Source organism: Paraburkholderia sp. SECH2 (assembly GCF_030464795.1).
GTDB lineage: Bacteria > Pseudomonadota > Gammaproteobacteria > Burkholderiales > Burkholderiaceae > Paraburkholderia > Paraburkholderia aspalathi.
Window position 1 is genome coordinate 89,995 of the sequence record NZ_JALPRH010000007.1, and the last position, 14,573, is coordinate 104,567.

Annotated in this window: 15 protein-coding genes; all 15 read left to right on the plus strand. The window is 60.8% G+C overall.

What is annotated here, in order from left to right; all coding sequences use genetic code 11:
• The first annotated feature begins 70 nt into the window (after positions 1-70).
• The 15 genes from M0D66_RS14720 (at position 71) to M0D66_RS14790 (ending at position 14,464) form a co-directional block, all read left to right on the plus strand.
• A complete protein-coding gene (locus M0D66_RS14720) occupies positions 71-835 on the plus strand; it encodes a flagellar motor protein (RefSeq protein WP_175048632.1) in 765 nt (254 codons plus the stop codon).
• Between the two features lie 103 nt (positions 836-938).
• Positions 939-1,652 (plus strand): OmpA family protein, encoded by a 714-nt coding sequence (locus M0D66_RS14725; protein WP_211700503.1) that lies wholly within the window; start codon positions 939-941, stop codon positions 1,650-1,652.
• A 1,065-nt stretch (positions 1,653-2,717) separates the two neighbouring features.
• Positions 2,718-2,897: a Flp family type IVb pilin gene (locus M0D66_RS14730; RefSeq protein ID WP_211706534.1), complete on the plus strand. Its 180-nt coding sequence runs from the start codon at positions 2,718-2,720 to the stop codon at positions 2,895-2,897.
• A 121-nt stretch (positions 2,898-3,018) separates the two neighbouring features.
• A complete protein-coding gene (locus tag M0D66_RS14735) occupies positions 3,019-3,552 on the plus strand; it encodes a prepilin peptidase (protein ID WP_211706533.1) in 534 nt (177 codons plus the stop codon).
• A gap of 194 nt (positions 3,553-3,746) precedes the next feature.
• On the plus strand, positions 3,747-3,986 hold the full coding sequence (locus M0D66_RS14740) for a hypothetical protein (protein WP_211706532.1): 240 nt from the start codon (positions 3,747-3,749) through the stop codon (positions 3,984-3,986).
• Between the two features lie 72 nt (positions 3,987-4,058).
• Complete coding sequence (cpaB, locus tag M0D66_RS14745; RefSeq protein WP_211706531.1) at positions 4,059-4,895, plus strand: Flp pilus assembly protein CpaB; 837 nt, start codon at positions 4,059-4,061, stop codon at positions 4,893-4,895.
• A gap of 50 nt (positions 4,896-4,945) precedes the next feature.
• Entirely contained in the window at positions 4,946-6,838 is a 1,893-nt protein-coding gene (locus M0D66_RS14750; RefSeq protein ID WP_211706530.1) for a type II and III secretion system protein family protein, read from the plus strand.
• Between the two features lie 36 nt (positions 6,839-6,874).
• On the plus strand, positions 6,875-7,168 hold the full coding sequence (locus M0D66_RS14755; protein ID WP_211706529.1) for a hypothetical protein: 294 nt from the start codon (positions 6,875-6,877) through the stop codon (positions 7,166-7,168).
• A 46-nt stretch (positions 7,169-7,214) separates the two neighbouring features.
• On the plus strand, positions 7,215-8,417 hold the full coding sequence (locus M0D66_RS14760; protein ID WP_211706528.1) for an AAA family ATPase: 1,203 nt from the start codon (positions 7,215-7,217) through the stop codon (positions 8,415-8,417).
• Between the two features lie 25 nt (positions 8,418-8,442).
• Positions 8,443-9,819, plus strand: a complete 1,377-nt coding sequence (locus M0D66_RS14765) for a CpaF family protein (protein ID WP_211706527.1) — start codon at positions 8,443-8,445, stop codon at positions 9,817-9,819.
• Between the two features lie 46 nt (positions 9,820-9,865).
• Positions 9,866-10,843, plus strand: coding sequence for a type II secretion system F family protein (locus M0D66_RS14770; protein WP_211706526.1), 978 nt, complete (start codon positions 9,866-9,868; stop codon positions 10,841-10,843).
• 75 nt (positions 10,844-10,918) lie between these two features.
• Complete coding sequence (locus tag M0D66_RS14775; protein ID WP_211706525.1) at positions 10,919-11,866, plus strand: type II secretion system F family protein; 948 nt, start codon at positions 10,919-10,921, stop codon at positions 11,864-11,866.
• A gap of 63 nt (positions 11,867-11,929) precedes the next feature.
• Positions 11,930-12,439: a TadE/TadG family type IV pilus assembly protein gene (locus tag M0D66_RS14780; protein ID WP_211706524.1), complete on the plus strand. Its 510-nt coding sequence runs from the start codon at positions 11,930-11,932 to the stop codon at positions 12,437-12,439.
• A 1-nt stretch (position 12,440) separates the two neighbouring features.
• Complete coding sequence (locus M0D66_RS14785; RefSeq protein ID WP_211706523.1) at positions 12,441-13,082, plus strand: TadE family protein; 642 nt, start codon at positions 12,441-12,443, stop codon at positions 13,080-13,082.
• A gap of 29 nt (positions 13,083-13,111) precedes the next feature.
• A complete protein-coding gene (locus tag M0D66_RS14790) occupies positions 13,112-14,464 on the plus strand; it encodes a VWA domain-containing protein (protein WP_211706522.1) in 1,353 nt (450 codons plus the stop codon).
• The last annotated feature ends 109 nt before the right edge of the window (positions 14,465-14,573 follow it).

Here is a 14,573-nt window from a genome sequence, read left to right on the forward strand (position 1 = left end):
TGACTGATGGTTGGACCACGGACGCTTTAAGGTCCGATCCGATCACTGGAGCAGCCGTTCGAGAGGACGTATGGATCTTTTGACGCTATTTGGCGCCCTGTTCGGCGTGACCGCCATCGTGGCCGGATTTTCGCTCGAGGGTGGCCACTTCACCTCGCTGTTTCAACTGGAGGCGTTTGTCATCGTATTGGGCGGTACCTTCGGCGCGGTGATGATCCAGAACACCTGGGCGAGGTTTTATGACGGCGTGAAGCAACTGCGGCTCGCGTTTGTGAAAGCGCGGCAGGTCGACCGGCAAAGCTTGTCGGTCCTGCTCGAGTGGGGCGATCAGGCGAAGCTGAACGGCATGCTCGTGTTCGAGTCGATCGAGGCGGGCGATATCAATCCGTTTGCCAAACGTGGCTTGGAGCTTCTGGCCAATGGGGTGTCGACAGCCGTGCTTGAAGACGCTCTGCAACGCGAACTGGATGCCTATGAGCGCAATCACATGGCGGCCGCGCGGATATGGCAACAGGCCGGCGGCTATGCGCCGACGTTCGGCATTCTGGGGGCGGTGCTCGGCCTGATTCAGGTCACGGGCCATATGCTCGAGCCGGCGCAACTCGGGCAAGGTATTGCGGTCGCCTTTGTGGCGACGCTGTACGGTCTCGCGTTGGCGAATCTGGTTTTTCTGCCCTTGTACGGAAAGATCAGGGCGCAGGTGGATAGCGAATTGCGCTTCAGACGTTTGTATCTCGATGGTTTGCTCGCGATTTCGCGCAAGGAGTCGCCCCATACGATCGAAACCCGGCTCGCGGGTGATGTCCGGGAGCGATCGGCGGAGTTGCTGGGGTAACCAGGGGTCGCCCTGGGATAACTCGGGATAGCCGGCCTCGATCGGTTGGCGCTAGCGCGCGAGGCGCCCATTCAAACGCAATTCGGAAGCACACGTTTCGAGCATGACAATCTCCTCGGGTAACAAGCGCCTTGCGGCGGACAAAGCCGGCTATCGGCACGACGATGACGACGGCGATGGCGAGGCGCAATCCGGGCGCTGGTTGATCTCCTACGCGGACCTCATCACCACGTTGATGGTGCTGTTCCTCGCGCTTTACGCGCTGCAACTGGCGAAGAACCGGGAGCTCGAAGTCAGGATGCTCGAGCGCCGCGAGGTGAAAACGGCGACGGCTGCCGGCAGCGCCCACGCGCCGGTGGCAGCGGTGCCGGGCGCACCGGAAGCCGCGAGACGGCAGCTTCTTGCCTTGCTGGCGCCGCTTCAGGACAACCGGCAGATCACGATTTCGAATGCCTCACAGGGCGTGGAAATCGCCATCAACGCGAAAATTCTCTTCAACTCGGGCGACGCGCGCTTGTTGCCGGAGTCGTTCGGCGTCCTGGATCAGATCGCAGGGGTGCTGCGCGACCGTTCAAAGAACAACATCCTCGTCGAGGGGCACACGGACAATGTGCCGATATCGACAGCGAAGTACGAGTCCAATTGGGAGCTGTCGTCGGCACGAGCCGGCGCCGTGGTTCGATTCTTTGCCGACAAGGGCATCGAAGCTCACAGAATGGCCGCCATTGGCAGGGCGGACAACTTCCCCCTGATCATCGGCGACGATGCCGCAGCGCGCGCCGCGAACCGCCGCGTCACCATCCTCGTGGCATATTGAGTCGCAAGCAGCGTGAGTACGCTGCGCGTCAACACGGATCTCTCTACGGTCCACATGAATCAAAACCGGCCATTTCTTGCCGCATCTTACTCAGCGCTGAACTAAGCCGGACACCGCGTGCTTCGCGAGCATCCAGGAGGCTATGCGACGCGCCAGGTGCGAAGTTTTTTATCCACCGTCCGCAAAACCCCATCGTTTGAAACGCACCTTTTCGCCGCGTGACGCGCCACCAGCAAGGCGCTGCGTTTAGTGCGAGGCGAAGCGAGTGCATCGCTTACGCCACGCAAAAAAATTCGTGCGACAACCGGCCTGTCCCACGTCCAAGCGATTCATAAATCCACCGTCAATCCCCGTAGTGCGGGCCAGCACACATAGCGATGCAGGCGCAGGCGCGTCAATCTCGCAACCTGTCCGCCAGAACGACAGCTTGCTGTCTCAACCTTGCGACATACCGGTCCACGACCTGTAAAAGCTACTTTTGTGTGTTGAGACCCGGCATTTTTGACCTGGGCATTCGTCAAACCATTGCCAGTCATCGTGGCTGCGGGTTTCCCCACCCTCCAGAATTCACGCGTGGCGCATCGCGGCAACCCGCCGCCACGGCCGCTCACGGCGTATCAAACACGAATCATCGCGTGATGCGAACTCCCTTCTGCGGGTTGCACCGAATCGCTCATCACTGCCCAGCAAGGTTTTGAGGGCACATGGCACAGCGCGTGCAATAAGGGAGTCACAAAGCGAAACACGTTGCAGCCGGGAAGCAGCAAACGAGCAGAAGCAGCAGAAAAAAATCCCGGCAGCAACAACAGTCTTCGTAGAACGCGTCGGGGAGTTCAACGCGCTTTACGGGGTGCGGCGGGGCCAACGAAAAACGGATGTCGATAAAGCACGGCGCGAACGATCGATACGGGGTATCGACGATTCGTGACCGGGACGACGTGAAGCGCTGACCTCGCCACTTTTTCCGTCTCTGTGGACGGACCTCAACGCCGCACCGGTGGACCTGTTTTCAGGCAACTGGCGCGGCACAAACCGAAGTCAACTTTCACTCTTACGGGGGTTAGCATGAAGAACACGATCCAACAATTTCTGCGCGAAGAAGACGGTGTTGCAGCGATCGAATATGGCCTGCTGGCCGGGCTGATTGCGGTCGGGATTATCACGGCAGCGACCTTGTTGGGCACGGACATTTCCAATCTCTTCAACAAGATCGCGGGCAAGCTCAACGGCATCGCCGTCAACTGATCGCTGCGAGCAGAAGCGGGCCGTGAGTCCGGTCGTCTGCTTTATCTCATCAAGCATGTTGAGGTAAAGCGACGGCTGGCTCGGTCCCGAAACGGCGTCGATCCTGACAACGGAGCCTGCGATGAACGGTGTGCCATTTCCCATTGGACCTTGTGTGTTGGCGTTCGTCGTGATCGCGGCGTTGTCGGACGTGCGCACGCGGAGGATTCCGAACTGGCTCGTTGCCACGGCGCTCGTCGTCGCGCTGCCGGTGCAGGTGGTACTCCACGGGGCAGTTGAAGGGATGCAAATGTGGTTGGGTGGTTGTCTGACGGGTGGCCTGTTGCTTCTGCCGGGTTATCTGATGCGGTTGATGGGTGCGGGCGACGTAAAGCTGATGGCCGCTGTCGGTTCGTTCTGCGGCGCATACGGCGCATTCGAAATTGGACTGGCGACCTTTGCGATTGGCGGTGCATGGTCGCTGGTGGTGTTGCTCAGGCGGCGCCAGATGTTGACGGGATTGATTGGGGCCGCTTCGCTACTGGTCGAGACTGCTGTGCCCGGTGACGGCATGGTGCAGCGACGCAGCGGCCTTGCACACGGTTCGATCGGAACCATACCGTACGGTGTAGCGATAGCGATAGGCAGCACGTTCGTGTTATTCGCGAGCGTGTGACGAAGCAGGCAAGGGAAGGTGTGGCGCACGGTTCTGACCAGCCGGCGTGAAGACATGAGGCGCAGATGGCCTGAGTCTCCGTAGAGAGGCACACGTTAAGAGGATAACCAGGACGTCGTTGTTGCGCTGGTGCGCAAACACGATTCACCTGGAAAGCGCCTTCGCAGGAAGGCCAACCAGATTCGGGGGATGTGATGAGAACAACGATCAAGCCGGCCGGGCTTCCGGCCGCACACGGGTTGGACCGCTGCGCAACGACCGGCGGTCAATCGATCGACCTGCTGATGCTGGTGATCATCCAGGAAGCGCAACGCAGGCTCAGCGAACAGATGCAGCGCGAACCGCTGCATGCCACCTCGCGTCTCGATAGCGCGGCAGCGGTTGGACACAATGTCATCGCTTCGACGCCACTGCACCCACTCGAATTCAACTGATACACCGTCATCGGATGCTGTAGCTCCATTCTCATAGCGTCGTCGACCGACGACAGGATGCAGGAGAACGAAATGAAAAATGCCCGCGCTTTAATCATGCTGCTGATCGCCACGATTGCCGGCCTGACCGCGGTGGTTTTTGCGGCGCGCTGGATGACGTCACAGACCTCGAGCGCGACCACGAAAGTCGTCGTGGCCGCGTCTGACATCAATCTGGGTCAACGCATCTCGCCTGATTTCCTCAAGGTGGCGGACTGGCCGTCGAACAGTGTGCCGCCGGGTTCGTTCACCGACATGCAAAAGCTCGAAGGCCGCGTGCTGAAGGAAAGCCTCTTGCACGGCGAGCCGATCCTCGAGGCGAAGCTCTCGCCGGTCGGTACGCTCGGCGGTTTGTCGGCGGTCATCAACGAAGGCAAGCGCGCGATCACGGTGCGTGTGAACGATGTGATCGGCGTCGCCGGCTTCGCGTTGCCCGGCAACTACGTCGACATCATCGTCAATACACAGAAAGACAGCAAAGACCCGAACACGCAGCGCGATCAGAACATTTCGAAGATCGTGCTCGAAAAGATTCTTGTGCTGGCAGTCGCACAGGAAGTCGGGCGCGATGAGACCAAACCGAAAGTCGTCGATGCGGTGACGCTCGAAGTGTCGCCCGAGCAGGCCGAGAAGATCGACCTGGCGCGCAGCATCGGCACGCTTTCTCTCGTGCTGCGCAATCAGGTGGATCCACAGGCTACCGACACGATTGGCGCCACCAAGGCGTCGCTACTGAAGATTCCGGTAGCCGTGCCGGTGGCGCCTGAACCGGCACCGGTGGCACGCATCGTACGGAAAGTGGCGGCGCGGGCACCGGGCAACTGTGTGCGGGTGCTGGACGGTGCAGATTCAAGACAAGAATGCTTCTGACAGGCTCAGCCTGCAAGCCGTGACAAACGGCGCCATTACGGGGGTAGGACATGAACGCCAGACCGAATCATCGCGCGAAAGCGGCGAGTGCTCCGCACGTCACGCAAACCAGGACCCGGCTGCGGATCGCCCAGGCGAGCGCATGCGGATTGATCGGCTCCTGCCTGTGGGCGCTGCCCGCCGCGCAGGCCGCCGGGCAGAACGTGCCGGCGCTGCCGGACACACCCCTCACCGTCGCGGCCAGCGGACCGGTGCATCTGACCATCGGCATGAGCGGCAGCGGCGCGCCTACCAACGGCTCGTCGCAAGCCGGCAGAGGCCCGAGCTGCACAGGGCCCGTCGCTGACCATACGTCGGTACAGATTCCGGTTGGCAAGTCGACCATGGTCGATCTGCGTGAGCCCGTGCGTACGCGCACGGTTGGTAACCCATCGATCGTGCAGGCGATGCTGGTGTCGCCGACAACCCTCTATCTGCTCGGATCTGACGTTGGTACAACCAACATGATCGTGCAGGGCAAGAGCGGCTCGTGCACGATCATCGACGTGAATGTCGGCGCAGACCCGGCCGGCCTGCAACAGACACTCGCGGTGCTGATGCCTGAAGAAACCGGTGTGCAGGTGAAGGCCGCTGCCGACACGCTGGTGCTGACGGGCGTGGTGTCGGACTCGGTGAAAGCTGAGCGCATCGTCGAACTCGCGCATGCGTTTGTGGCGCGTCCTACCGCGGCCGTGCCGAGCGCCGCGCCGGCTGCGGGGCCGCTGCCGATCGGCGGGGCGCGCCTGGCTATCCAGCCGCCGCCGTCGTTAGGAGGCGGCAATTCGGAACGCATCATCAATATGATGCATATCGCCGCGCCTCAGCAGGTGATGCTCGAGGTGAAGGTTGCCGAAGTGTCGAAGACGCTCATCGACCAACTTGGCATGGCAGCCAATATCAATGGCGGCTTCGGCAGTTGGAGTTTTGGCTTGCTGGCGGATTTCCTCTCGGGTGGGCTTAGCGCCATCACAGCGTCGAAGGCCAACAACTCGCCGCTGAAGCTGGCGTTTGACGCGCAGAAAACCGATCAACTCGTGAAGATTCTCGCCGAGCCGAACCTGATGGCGATCAGCGGCCAGGAAGCGAGTTTCCTCGCGGGCGGCAAGGTCTACATTCCGGTGCCGCAAAGCAACGGCGCGAACGGTACGACGATCGTGCTGCAGGAAGAGCAATACGGCGTCGGCCTGACCTTTACGCCGACCGTGCTCGAAGGCGGCCGCATCAACCTGAAGGTCGCACCGGAAGTATCGGAACTGTCGTCGACCGGCGTTGCGGTCACCGCTGGCAACTCCAACAACACAACGATCCTGCCACTGATCACAACCCGCCGCGCCTCGACCACGCTGCAGGTCTACGACGGTCAGAGTTTCGCGATTGGCGGTCTGCTCAAAAGCAGCGTGACCGGTACGCTCAAGGGGCTGCCAGGAGCGGGCGAACTTCCGGTGCTAGGCGCGCTGTTCCGCAGCACGAGTTACGAACAGGACAAGACGGAACTGGTGTTCGTGGTCACGCCGCGTCTTGCTAAACCGCTGCCGCGAAACTATCCGCTGCCAACTGACGGGTTCGGTGATGCGGGCGAAGCCAACGTCTATCTGACCGGCAACATGGAAGGCAAGAAGCGTGCGGCGACGGCGGCAGGCGCTTCATCGGCCGCTACGACGACGTCGCCCATGCTGGCTGCGCCGACGCTGCCGCCGCAACCGGCGCCTGCCCCTGATCGCAATCCGGTACCGGTCTCCGGGCCCGCCCGGGTACCGACGCCGGCCGACGACCACGGCACACCCGACTCGCAGCCGCTCACGTCCACAAAACCCAATGACGCGCCGCATAGCGAACCGGTCCCCACCGCGGTGGTAGTCAGCGCGACGCTCCCGGCGGACGCCGACTCACACGCGGCGCGGTGATAGAAGCGCGCATCTAACGGTTATTCGGAGATTGACATGAAAACCATTCCCACACTGATCCGCCTCGCGCTGTGCGCTGGCGTGACTGTAACGCTCGCCGGGTGCCTCACGTCGACGCCCCACTGGGACGCGACCTTCGGCGATTCGATCAATCAGATCAAGGCAATGCAAACACTCAATCCAGAAGCCTCGGCCAACACCGACCCGGTGTCGGGCATCGACGGTCCGGCTGCTGCGGCGGCACAGAAGGGCTACGCCAAATCGTTCACCGCGCCGACGCCGCCAACCAATATGTTCACGATCGGTGTCGGCTCGGGCAGTAGTTACTGAAACAGGTGCTGGCAACAGCACCTTGCAGGGTCAGCGGAGACTTGAAATGATCGACATCCTCCTGATTTCGTCCAGCGCGGAACGCTCGACGCACATCGGCGCACGGTTGGAAGCAAGCGGCGTGGCCTATCGGCTGCGCACCGTACACGGCGAGGCGCGCCAATTACGCGCGCATGCCGCGGCGATCAAGACCGCGGATCTGTTGATCGTCGACGACGTCGATCTGACGGAGCGCGAACTGAGCGGCATCGAGGAGGCGCTCGTGCAGACGCCGCATCTGCATTGCATGCTGATCACGCCCGCGCCGTCGACCAACCTCCTGATGGCCGCGATGCGAGCAGGCGTGCGGCACGTGTTGTCGTGGCCGCTGGATGAACGCGAAATCGTCGCCGCGCTCACGCATGTCGCCAACAAGAAAAACGCAGGATTGCGCCGCGAAGGGCGTGTGGTATCCGTGAGTTCGTGCAAGGGCGGCAGCGGTACCACGCTGATCGCCGTGAACCTCGCGTACACCCTCGCCGCGCAGCGCGACAAGCGCGTGTTGCTGATCGACCTGAACCAGCAGTTTGCCGACGCGAGCCTGCTGGTGGCCGACAAGGCGCCGCCGGCGACCCTCGCCGATCTGTGCTCGCAGATCGACCGGCTCGACGCCGCTTTCTTCGACGCCTGCGTGATGCACGTTCACGCGAATCTGGACGTGCTGGCCGGCGCCGGCGATCCGGTCAAAGCAGCCGAGCTGCGCCCTGCACATCTGGAACGGATGTTCGCGCTGGTGCGTGAACAGTACGACGCGGTCATCGTCGATGTCGGGCAGAGTATCAACCCGCTCGCGATTCATGTGCTCGATCACAGCGACTCGATTTGCATGGTGATACGGCAGAACATTCTCTATCTGCATTCCGGGCGCCGCATGCTCGATATCTTCAAGGAACTCGGTTATTCGGCGAGTAAGGTGCGGCTGATCGTGAACCAGTACGACAAGAACGCACGCATCAGCCTGGCGACACTCGAGGAAACACTTGGCGCCAAAGTCGCGCATCAGTTGCCGCGCGACGAAAAACACGCGAACGACGCGCTCAACCACGGCATACCGGTCGTCACGGCGGCCAAGGGCAGTGCACTCGCCCACGGGATCGTCCTGCTCGCAGAAATGTTGTGGCCGGTCGTCGCGGCGTCACGCAAAGGCGTGCTGAGCCGCCTCTTCGCGACCCGGCCAAATCCCCTTCAACAGTTGAAGACTGAACACTGACCGGCTAACGGCAGCGGAGACCATCATGTCATTGCGCGAACAGATGTCGATCCAGAACGGATTCTTGCCTGCAGATACGGCAGGCGCCGCAGCGGCAGGCGTCGCCGCCGAGAGTCTTGCGGCGCGGCGCGCGTATCAGCAGCTCAAGATGAATATTCATCAAACGATCATCGAGCGCGTCGAACTGGACAAGTTGCAGCGCCTTTCACCTGAGCAGGTCAAGCGCGAACTGGCGCAACTCGTCGAACGTATTGTCGAGGAAGACAAGATTCCGATGAACGAGCTGGAGCGCCGCCGGCTCGCTCAGGACGTACATGACGAGATGGTCGGACTCGGGCCGCTCGAGCCGCTGCTCAGCGATCCGACCATTTCCGACATTCTGGTCAACACGTCACAGCACGTGTACGTAGAACGCCGCGGCCGCCTCGAACACACCGACGTGACCTTCTACGACGATGCTCATTTGATGAAAATCATCGAGCGGATCGTCTCACGGGTAGGCCGCCGCATCGACGAATCGACGCCGATGGTCGATGCACGCCTGCCGGACGGCTCACGCGTCAACGCGATCATTCCGCCGTCGGCGATCGATGGTCCGCTGGTGTCGATTCGCCGCTTCGCGGTGAATCCGCTGACCGTGACCGATATGGTGAACAACCAGAGCTTCACGCCGGCGATGGCGCAACTGCTCGAAGCGCTGATCAAGTCGAAGCTCAACGTGCTGATTTCGGGCGGCACTGGCAGCGGCAAAACGACCTTGCTGAATCTGCTGTCCGGTTTCATTCCCGATGACGAGCGGATTGTCACGATCGAAGACGCGGCGGAACTGCAACTGCGCCAGCAACATGTGCTGCGCCTCGAAACGCGTCCGCCGAATATCGAAGGCAAGGGCGAAATCTCGCAGCGTTCGCTGGTGCGCAATGCGCTGCGGATGCGGCCCGATCGCATCGTACTGGGCGAAGTGCGGGGCGCCGAAGCGCTCGACATGCTGCACGCGATGAACACCGGCCACGAAGGTTCGATGGCGACGCTGCATGCGAATACGCCGCGCGATGGTTTGACGCGGCTGGAAAACATGGTTGGCATGGCCGGTCTGACGATGCCGATCAAGGCGATCCGCCAGCAGATCGCCTCGGCGATCACGGTGGTCGTGCAGGCGTCGCGGCTCACGGACGGCCGCCGCAAGTTGATGAGCATTCAGGAAATCACCGGCATGGAGGGCGACATCATCAACATGCAGGAGATCTTTACGTTCAAGCGTACTGGTGTCGACGAAAACGGCATGATCAAAGGTTACTTCTGCGCGACGGGCGTGCGTCCGAAGTTCTGCGACCGGCTGGCCGGCTTCGGTATCACGCTGCCCGATCAGATGTTCGATCCCGCGCGGCATCTGGACGTGTAAGCACACGACGCGAACCGCAAGGTCCGCGTCGTCCAAGGAGTCGAGCATGAACACATCGTTTATCGGTTTCGCGGTTCTGGCGTTTCTGGCGATCGTGCTGCTGATCGAGAGCATCTACCTGTTCTGGAGCAGCCATCACGGCCCCGTCGTCAAGCGCATGGACGAGCGCATCCGCGCGCTGTCCGCGGGCGGCAATGTGAGCGCGGAGCAACTGTCGATTCTGAAGCAGCGCATGCTGAGCGAATCGCCGACGCTCACGCGGCTTCTGCTGGTTTTGCCGCGCGTGCATACGCTTGACCGCCAGTTGCAACAGTCGGGGCTCACGTGGTCGGTAGCGCGTTTTGTGAGCTATACGCTCCTGTCCGGGCTCACGGGGCTGTTCATCGGATTCGTGCTGCATGCACCATGGACCGCGATGTTCGGGCTCGCCGGCGCGAGTGCGCTGCTGCCGCTGATGATTCTGCGCCGCAAGCGCGGCAAGCGTGTATTGCAGCTCGAACGACAACTGCCGGACGCCGCCGATCTGATTGGCCGTGCGCTGCGCGCCGGTCACTCGTTTCCCGCTGCGCTCGGGATGGTCGGCGAAGAACTTCCCAATCCGCTTGGCGGAGAGTTTGCACTGGCATTCGACGAGATCAATTACGGCGTGTCGATGAATGATGCGCTGCTGAACATGGTGAACCGGGTGCCGGTGGACGATCTCCGCTATTTTGTAATCGCCGTGCTGATTCAGCGCGAGGCGGGCGGCAACCTCGCGGAGATTCTCGGTTGCATCAGCAACATTATTCGTGAGCGCCTGAAGCTGCTCGGCAAGGTGCGGGTGCTGTCGGCGGAGGGGCGGCTGTCGGCGTGGATTCTCGGCTTGCTGCCTTTCGTCGTCGTGGGGGTGCTGTCCCTGCTCAACCCGGCATATATCAAGGTGTTCTGGACCGATCCGACCGGCATCCGTCTTGCCGTGTCTGCGCTCACGATGATGCTATTCGGCATCTTGTGGATGCGCAAAGTGATACGTATCCGCGTGTAGTCGCAGGATCGGAACGATTTCAAGCCGGCGCATCAGGGAACAACGAATCGAGGAGGGCGGGGCAGCCCGCAGACCATGAGAACCGAACAAATCGTCATGCTGGGCCTGATGTTTCTCATCGTATTCGGCGCCATGCTGAAGGCGATGATGCTGTTGCGGCCCGATCCATTGCAACGGCGTATCGATCATGTCGGTGCGCCGGCGTCCCTCGACGAGTCCGACTCGGGCGAACAGAATACGTGGGTCGAAACCGTCACGAAAATGTCCCACCACGTCGCAAAACTCTCTTTGCCGAAAGAAGATTGGGACAAGTCGACGCTCCGGCTGCGGTTTGCCAATGCAGGCATCCGCAATCCGTCCGCCCCGGCGCTTTATTTCGCCGCGAAGACCCTGTTGGCGCTGGTATTGCCGGCGATAACCCTGATTTTTTGCGGAAGCCTCTTCACCCCTGAGCGGCGCATGTTGCTGCTGCTTGCAGTGCTCGCTGCGTCGGCGCTCGGCTTCTATCTGCCGAACCTGGTCCTTTCACGCATGATCGAACAACGGCAGCGCAAGCTGTTCGAGGATTTGCCCGATGCGCTTGATCTGATGACCGTCTGTGTGGAGGCCGGCCTTGGCCTCGACGCGGCCATGATGCGCGTCACACGGGAAATCGGTGTAAGAAGCCACGCGCTGAAAGAAGAGTTCGAGTTGGTGTTGCTCGAACTGCGTGCTGGTTCGGGACGCGATAAGGCGCTGCGCAACCTGTCGCTGCGCACCGGCGTCGAAGATATCGACACGCTCGCTGCAATGCTGATTCAGGCCGATCGCTTCGGCACCAGCGTCGGCGATTCGCTGCGCGTCTATACCGACAACCTGCGCACCAAACGCCGCATGCGCGCCGAAGAGAAGGCTGCCAAGATCGCGCTCAAGTTACTGTTTCCGCTGATGTTCTTTATCTTTCCGGCATTGATTACGGTATTGATTGGTCCGGCAACGATCCAGGTGATACGCCAGTTGGTGCCAACGATGAGTGGCATCTAGGGAGGCATGGGCACCATGCCGGCCTCGATGACGATGCCTGGTGACCCTCAACGAGGAGACGAAATGAAAACTGCTCGCCCGCAATTGAAGCAAGCGCCGAAGCGCACGCTCAAACAGCGTGGTGTCGTCACTGTTGAGTTTGCGCTGCTTGCACCGCTGCTGTTTCTGCTGCTGTGCATTGCGATGGATCTGGGAGTCGCGCTGTGGGTCAACCTGACGATGCAATATGCAGTGCGCGAGGGCGCACGCTATTCAGTGACCGGTCAAAACAACCTTGACCCGAGTGCGACCAATCAGCAGCGTTATCTCGCGATCGTCCAGGAGATCAAGGATAGTTCGATGGGTTTGTACAACATGGTGTCGCCCAGCTATACGATCACGATCAACGGTGTGACGCAAAGCTATAACACCCAGGCGAGCTACGGATCCAGCATGTTCGGCAGTCCTGGCGACATCGTGGTGCTGCAGATCAATTGCATCTGGCCGTTGCTGACGCCGCTGGTCAGCCCGTTCTTCGCTGGAGGCAAATATAGCTTTAGCGTCGCGACGACGATGCGCAACGAGGGTTTCTAACATGAAGACAAAACCATGGGGGAAGAGCCGCCGCAAGGCCACTGGTGTCGTCAGCGTGGAACTGGCGCTATTGCTGCCGATACTCGTTGCGCTTGCGCTGCCGGTCGTCGACGTCGCGCGCAACATTCAGGCGCAGATGATTCTGATCAGCGTGAGTCGCGAAGGGGCAAACCTGTCGTCGCGCGCGTCGCTGACGTATCCGATGCAGACCATCATGTCGTCACTCACTGCGACGACACCGCCACTCGATATGAACGCGAACGGCATGGTCTACATCACCGAAATCATGGGCAACAACAACTGCGACGCCAACGGCAACAACTGCACCGGGGTGGTGGTCTCGCAGTATCGCTGGACCGGCGGCAACTACTTTCCGGCAAGCAAACTGTGGACCTGTGGCAGCAGTAGCGGTACGAGCACGAGCTGGGCCACCGACGGCACGGGTAGTTGCGGCGGCTTGCCCGCGCCAGGCAGCAAGTCGCCGGTCGTGAATCTGTTGCAAGGCAGTCTATCGAGCGGGCAGATTGCATACGCCGTCGAAGCGTTTTATCTGCAAACACCGCTAATCGGATCGTTGAATCTGGGTGGCGGTGTCACGACACCAGCGCTGTCGCCGAATCTGTATGCGATGACGGTGTTCTGATTCAAAATAAAAGCAGGTCGGGGGATGGAATGAAAACAGCGCCACGCAAACATCAGAAAGGCTCGATCAGTATCCTTGTCGCGGTATCGCTGGTCGCGTTGCTGGGCATTGTTGGCCTCGCAATCGATTCGGGTCTCGGCTACATGATTCGGGCGCGGCTCGATGCCGCCACCGACGGCGCGGTGGTCGCCGCGGGCCAGGCCGTCACGCGCGGCAACAATAAGTCAGAGCAGACCACGAACGCGACGCAGGCCGCCAATGCGTTTTTTGCGGCCAACTATCCGGCTGGTTTTCTCGGCTCGACGGCAACGGCCGGCACGCCCTCAGTCGTATTCGATAGCAAGGGGACCGTGACGATCGGCATGTCGGCGCAGGCTCAGGTGCCGGTCACCTTCATGCAGACGCTTGGCTTCAAGGTGCTGAACGTCAGCGCATCTTCGCAGGCGATCCGCAAGACGCTCGATATGGCGTTTGTGATCGATACGACTGGGTCGATGGGAACGGACCCGACCGAACCACCCGTGGTGCGAGCGAACGCCATCTCGTTCCTGAACAGCTTTGACATCACGAACGACCGTGTCGCCCTGATGCATTTCGCTTACGGCACGATCATCGACACGCCGTTCAAGCCGGATAGCGCGCGTGGTTTTGAGCGCGCGACGATGACGTCGCAAATCCAGAAATATAGCTTCTCCGGCAGCACCAATTCCTCGGAAGCGTTCTGGAATGCGCGCAATCAGCTGAACCAGCTGACTAATCCATCGAGTCTGCGCGTGATCGTATTCTTTTCCGATGGTGCGCCGAATAGCTTTGCTTCAGCGTTTACGTTTGCGAAGAAGGCCAAGGCGTGTAATAACCTCGTTGGCACGATTGCGTCGCCCGACAGTAAAGGCAAGATGAGCGGGCTTTGGCGCTACGATCAGTTGCAGACAGCGTTTAGTTCGCCGTGTTACGACTCGGATCTGGAAGGCGATTCGAGCAGTTTCATCCCGTCACTTCCCGCCTACTACAACGCGCATAATCCGACCGACACGACCTTTCCGATCATCACGAATAGTCCACGCGTCGTCACGGCGGCCGTCACCTATCAGAATGTCAATCGAGCTTCGCGAAACCTGCTCGAAGCGATGGCGGCGGACGCACGCAACAACAACATCTATGTGTTCACGCTCGGTTTGGGCCAGCCGCTGGTGCAACCCGCAGGCCCCGATAACGAATTGGGCCAGGACGTTCTCAAATGCATGGCAAATACACCGGATTCGCTACCGCGCTGCTACAACCCGAAGCAGCCGGTCGGCGTGTATTGCCACGCGGCGACACCCGCGGACCTGGCGCCATGCTTTTCGCAGCTGGCATCGCAAATCCTCCGCATTTCGCAGTGAGCGCGCCATGACAACGACTCACCAGTGAGAGGCCACACCATGCCGGGTAACGCGTGTCGAACTGCCGCGGCGCCCACACGCATCAGGCCGCTGCTGCTCGTGGTGGCCT

Coding starts and splice junctions, on each gene's coding strand:
- M0D66_RS14760 (WP_211706528.1), top strand. CDS start 7,215: ATGATCGACATCCTCCTGATTTCGTCCAGCGCGGAACGCTCGACGCAC.
- M0D66_RS14785 (WP_211706523.1), top strand. CDS start 12,441: ATGAAGACAAAACCATGGGGGAAGAGCCGCCGCAAGGCCACTGGTGTC.
- M0D66_RS14750 (WP_211706530.1), top strand. CDS start 4,946: ATGAACGCCAGACCGAATCATCGCGCGAAAGCGGCGAGTGCTCCGCAC.
- M0D66_RS14735 (WP_211706533.1), top strand. CDS start 3,019: ATGAACGGTGTGCCATTTCCCATTGGACCTTGTGTGTTGGCGTTCGTC.
- M0D66_RS14770 (WP_211706526.1), top strand. CDS start 9,866: ATGAACACATCGTTTATCGGTTTCGCGGTTCTGGCGTTTCTGGCGATC.
- M0D66_RS14755 (WP_211706529.1), top strand. CDS start 6,875: ATGAAAACCATTCCCACACTGATCCGCCTCGCGCTGTGCGCTGGCGTG.
- M0D66_RS14720 (WP_175048632.1), top strand. CDS start 71: ATGGATCTTTTGACGCTATTTGGCGCCCTGTTCGGCGTGACCGCCATC.
- M0D66_RS14780 (WP_211706524.1), top strand. CDS start 11,930: ATGAAAACTGCTCGCCCGCAATTGAAGCAAGCGCCGAAGCGCACGCTC.
- M0D66_RS14765 (WP_211706527.1), top strand. CDS start 8,443: ATGTCATTGCGCGAACAGATGTCGATCCAGAACGGATTCTTGCCTGCA.
- M0D66_RS14775 (WP_211706525.1), top strand. CDS start 10,919: ATGAGAACCGAACAAATCGTCATGCTGGGCCTGATGTTTCTCATCGTA.
- M0D66_RS14730 (WP_211706534.1), top strand. CDS start 2,718: ATGAAGAACACGATCCAACAATTTCTGCGCGAAGAAGACGGTGTTGCA.
- cpaB (WP_211706531.1), top strand. CDS start 4,059: ATGAAAAATGCCCGCGCTTTAATCATGCTGCTGATCGCCACGATTGCC.
- M0D66_RS14740 (WP_211706532.1), top strand. CDS start 3,747: ATGAGAACAACGATCAAGCCGGCCGGGCTTCCGGCCGCACACGGGTTG.
- M0D66_RS14790 (WP_211706522.1), top strand. CDS start 13,112: ATGAAAACAGCGCCACGCAAACATCAGAAAGGCTCGATCAGTATCCTT.
- M0D66_RS14725 (WP_211700503.1), top strand. CDS start 939: ATGACAATCTCCTCGGGTAACAAGCGCCTTGCGGCGGACAAAGCCGGC.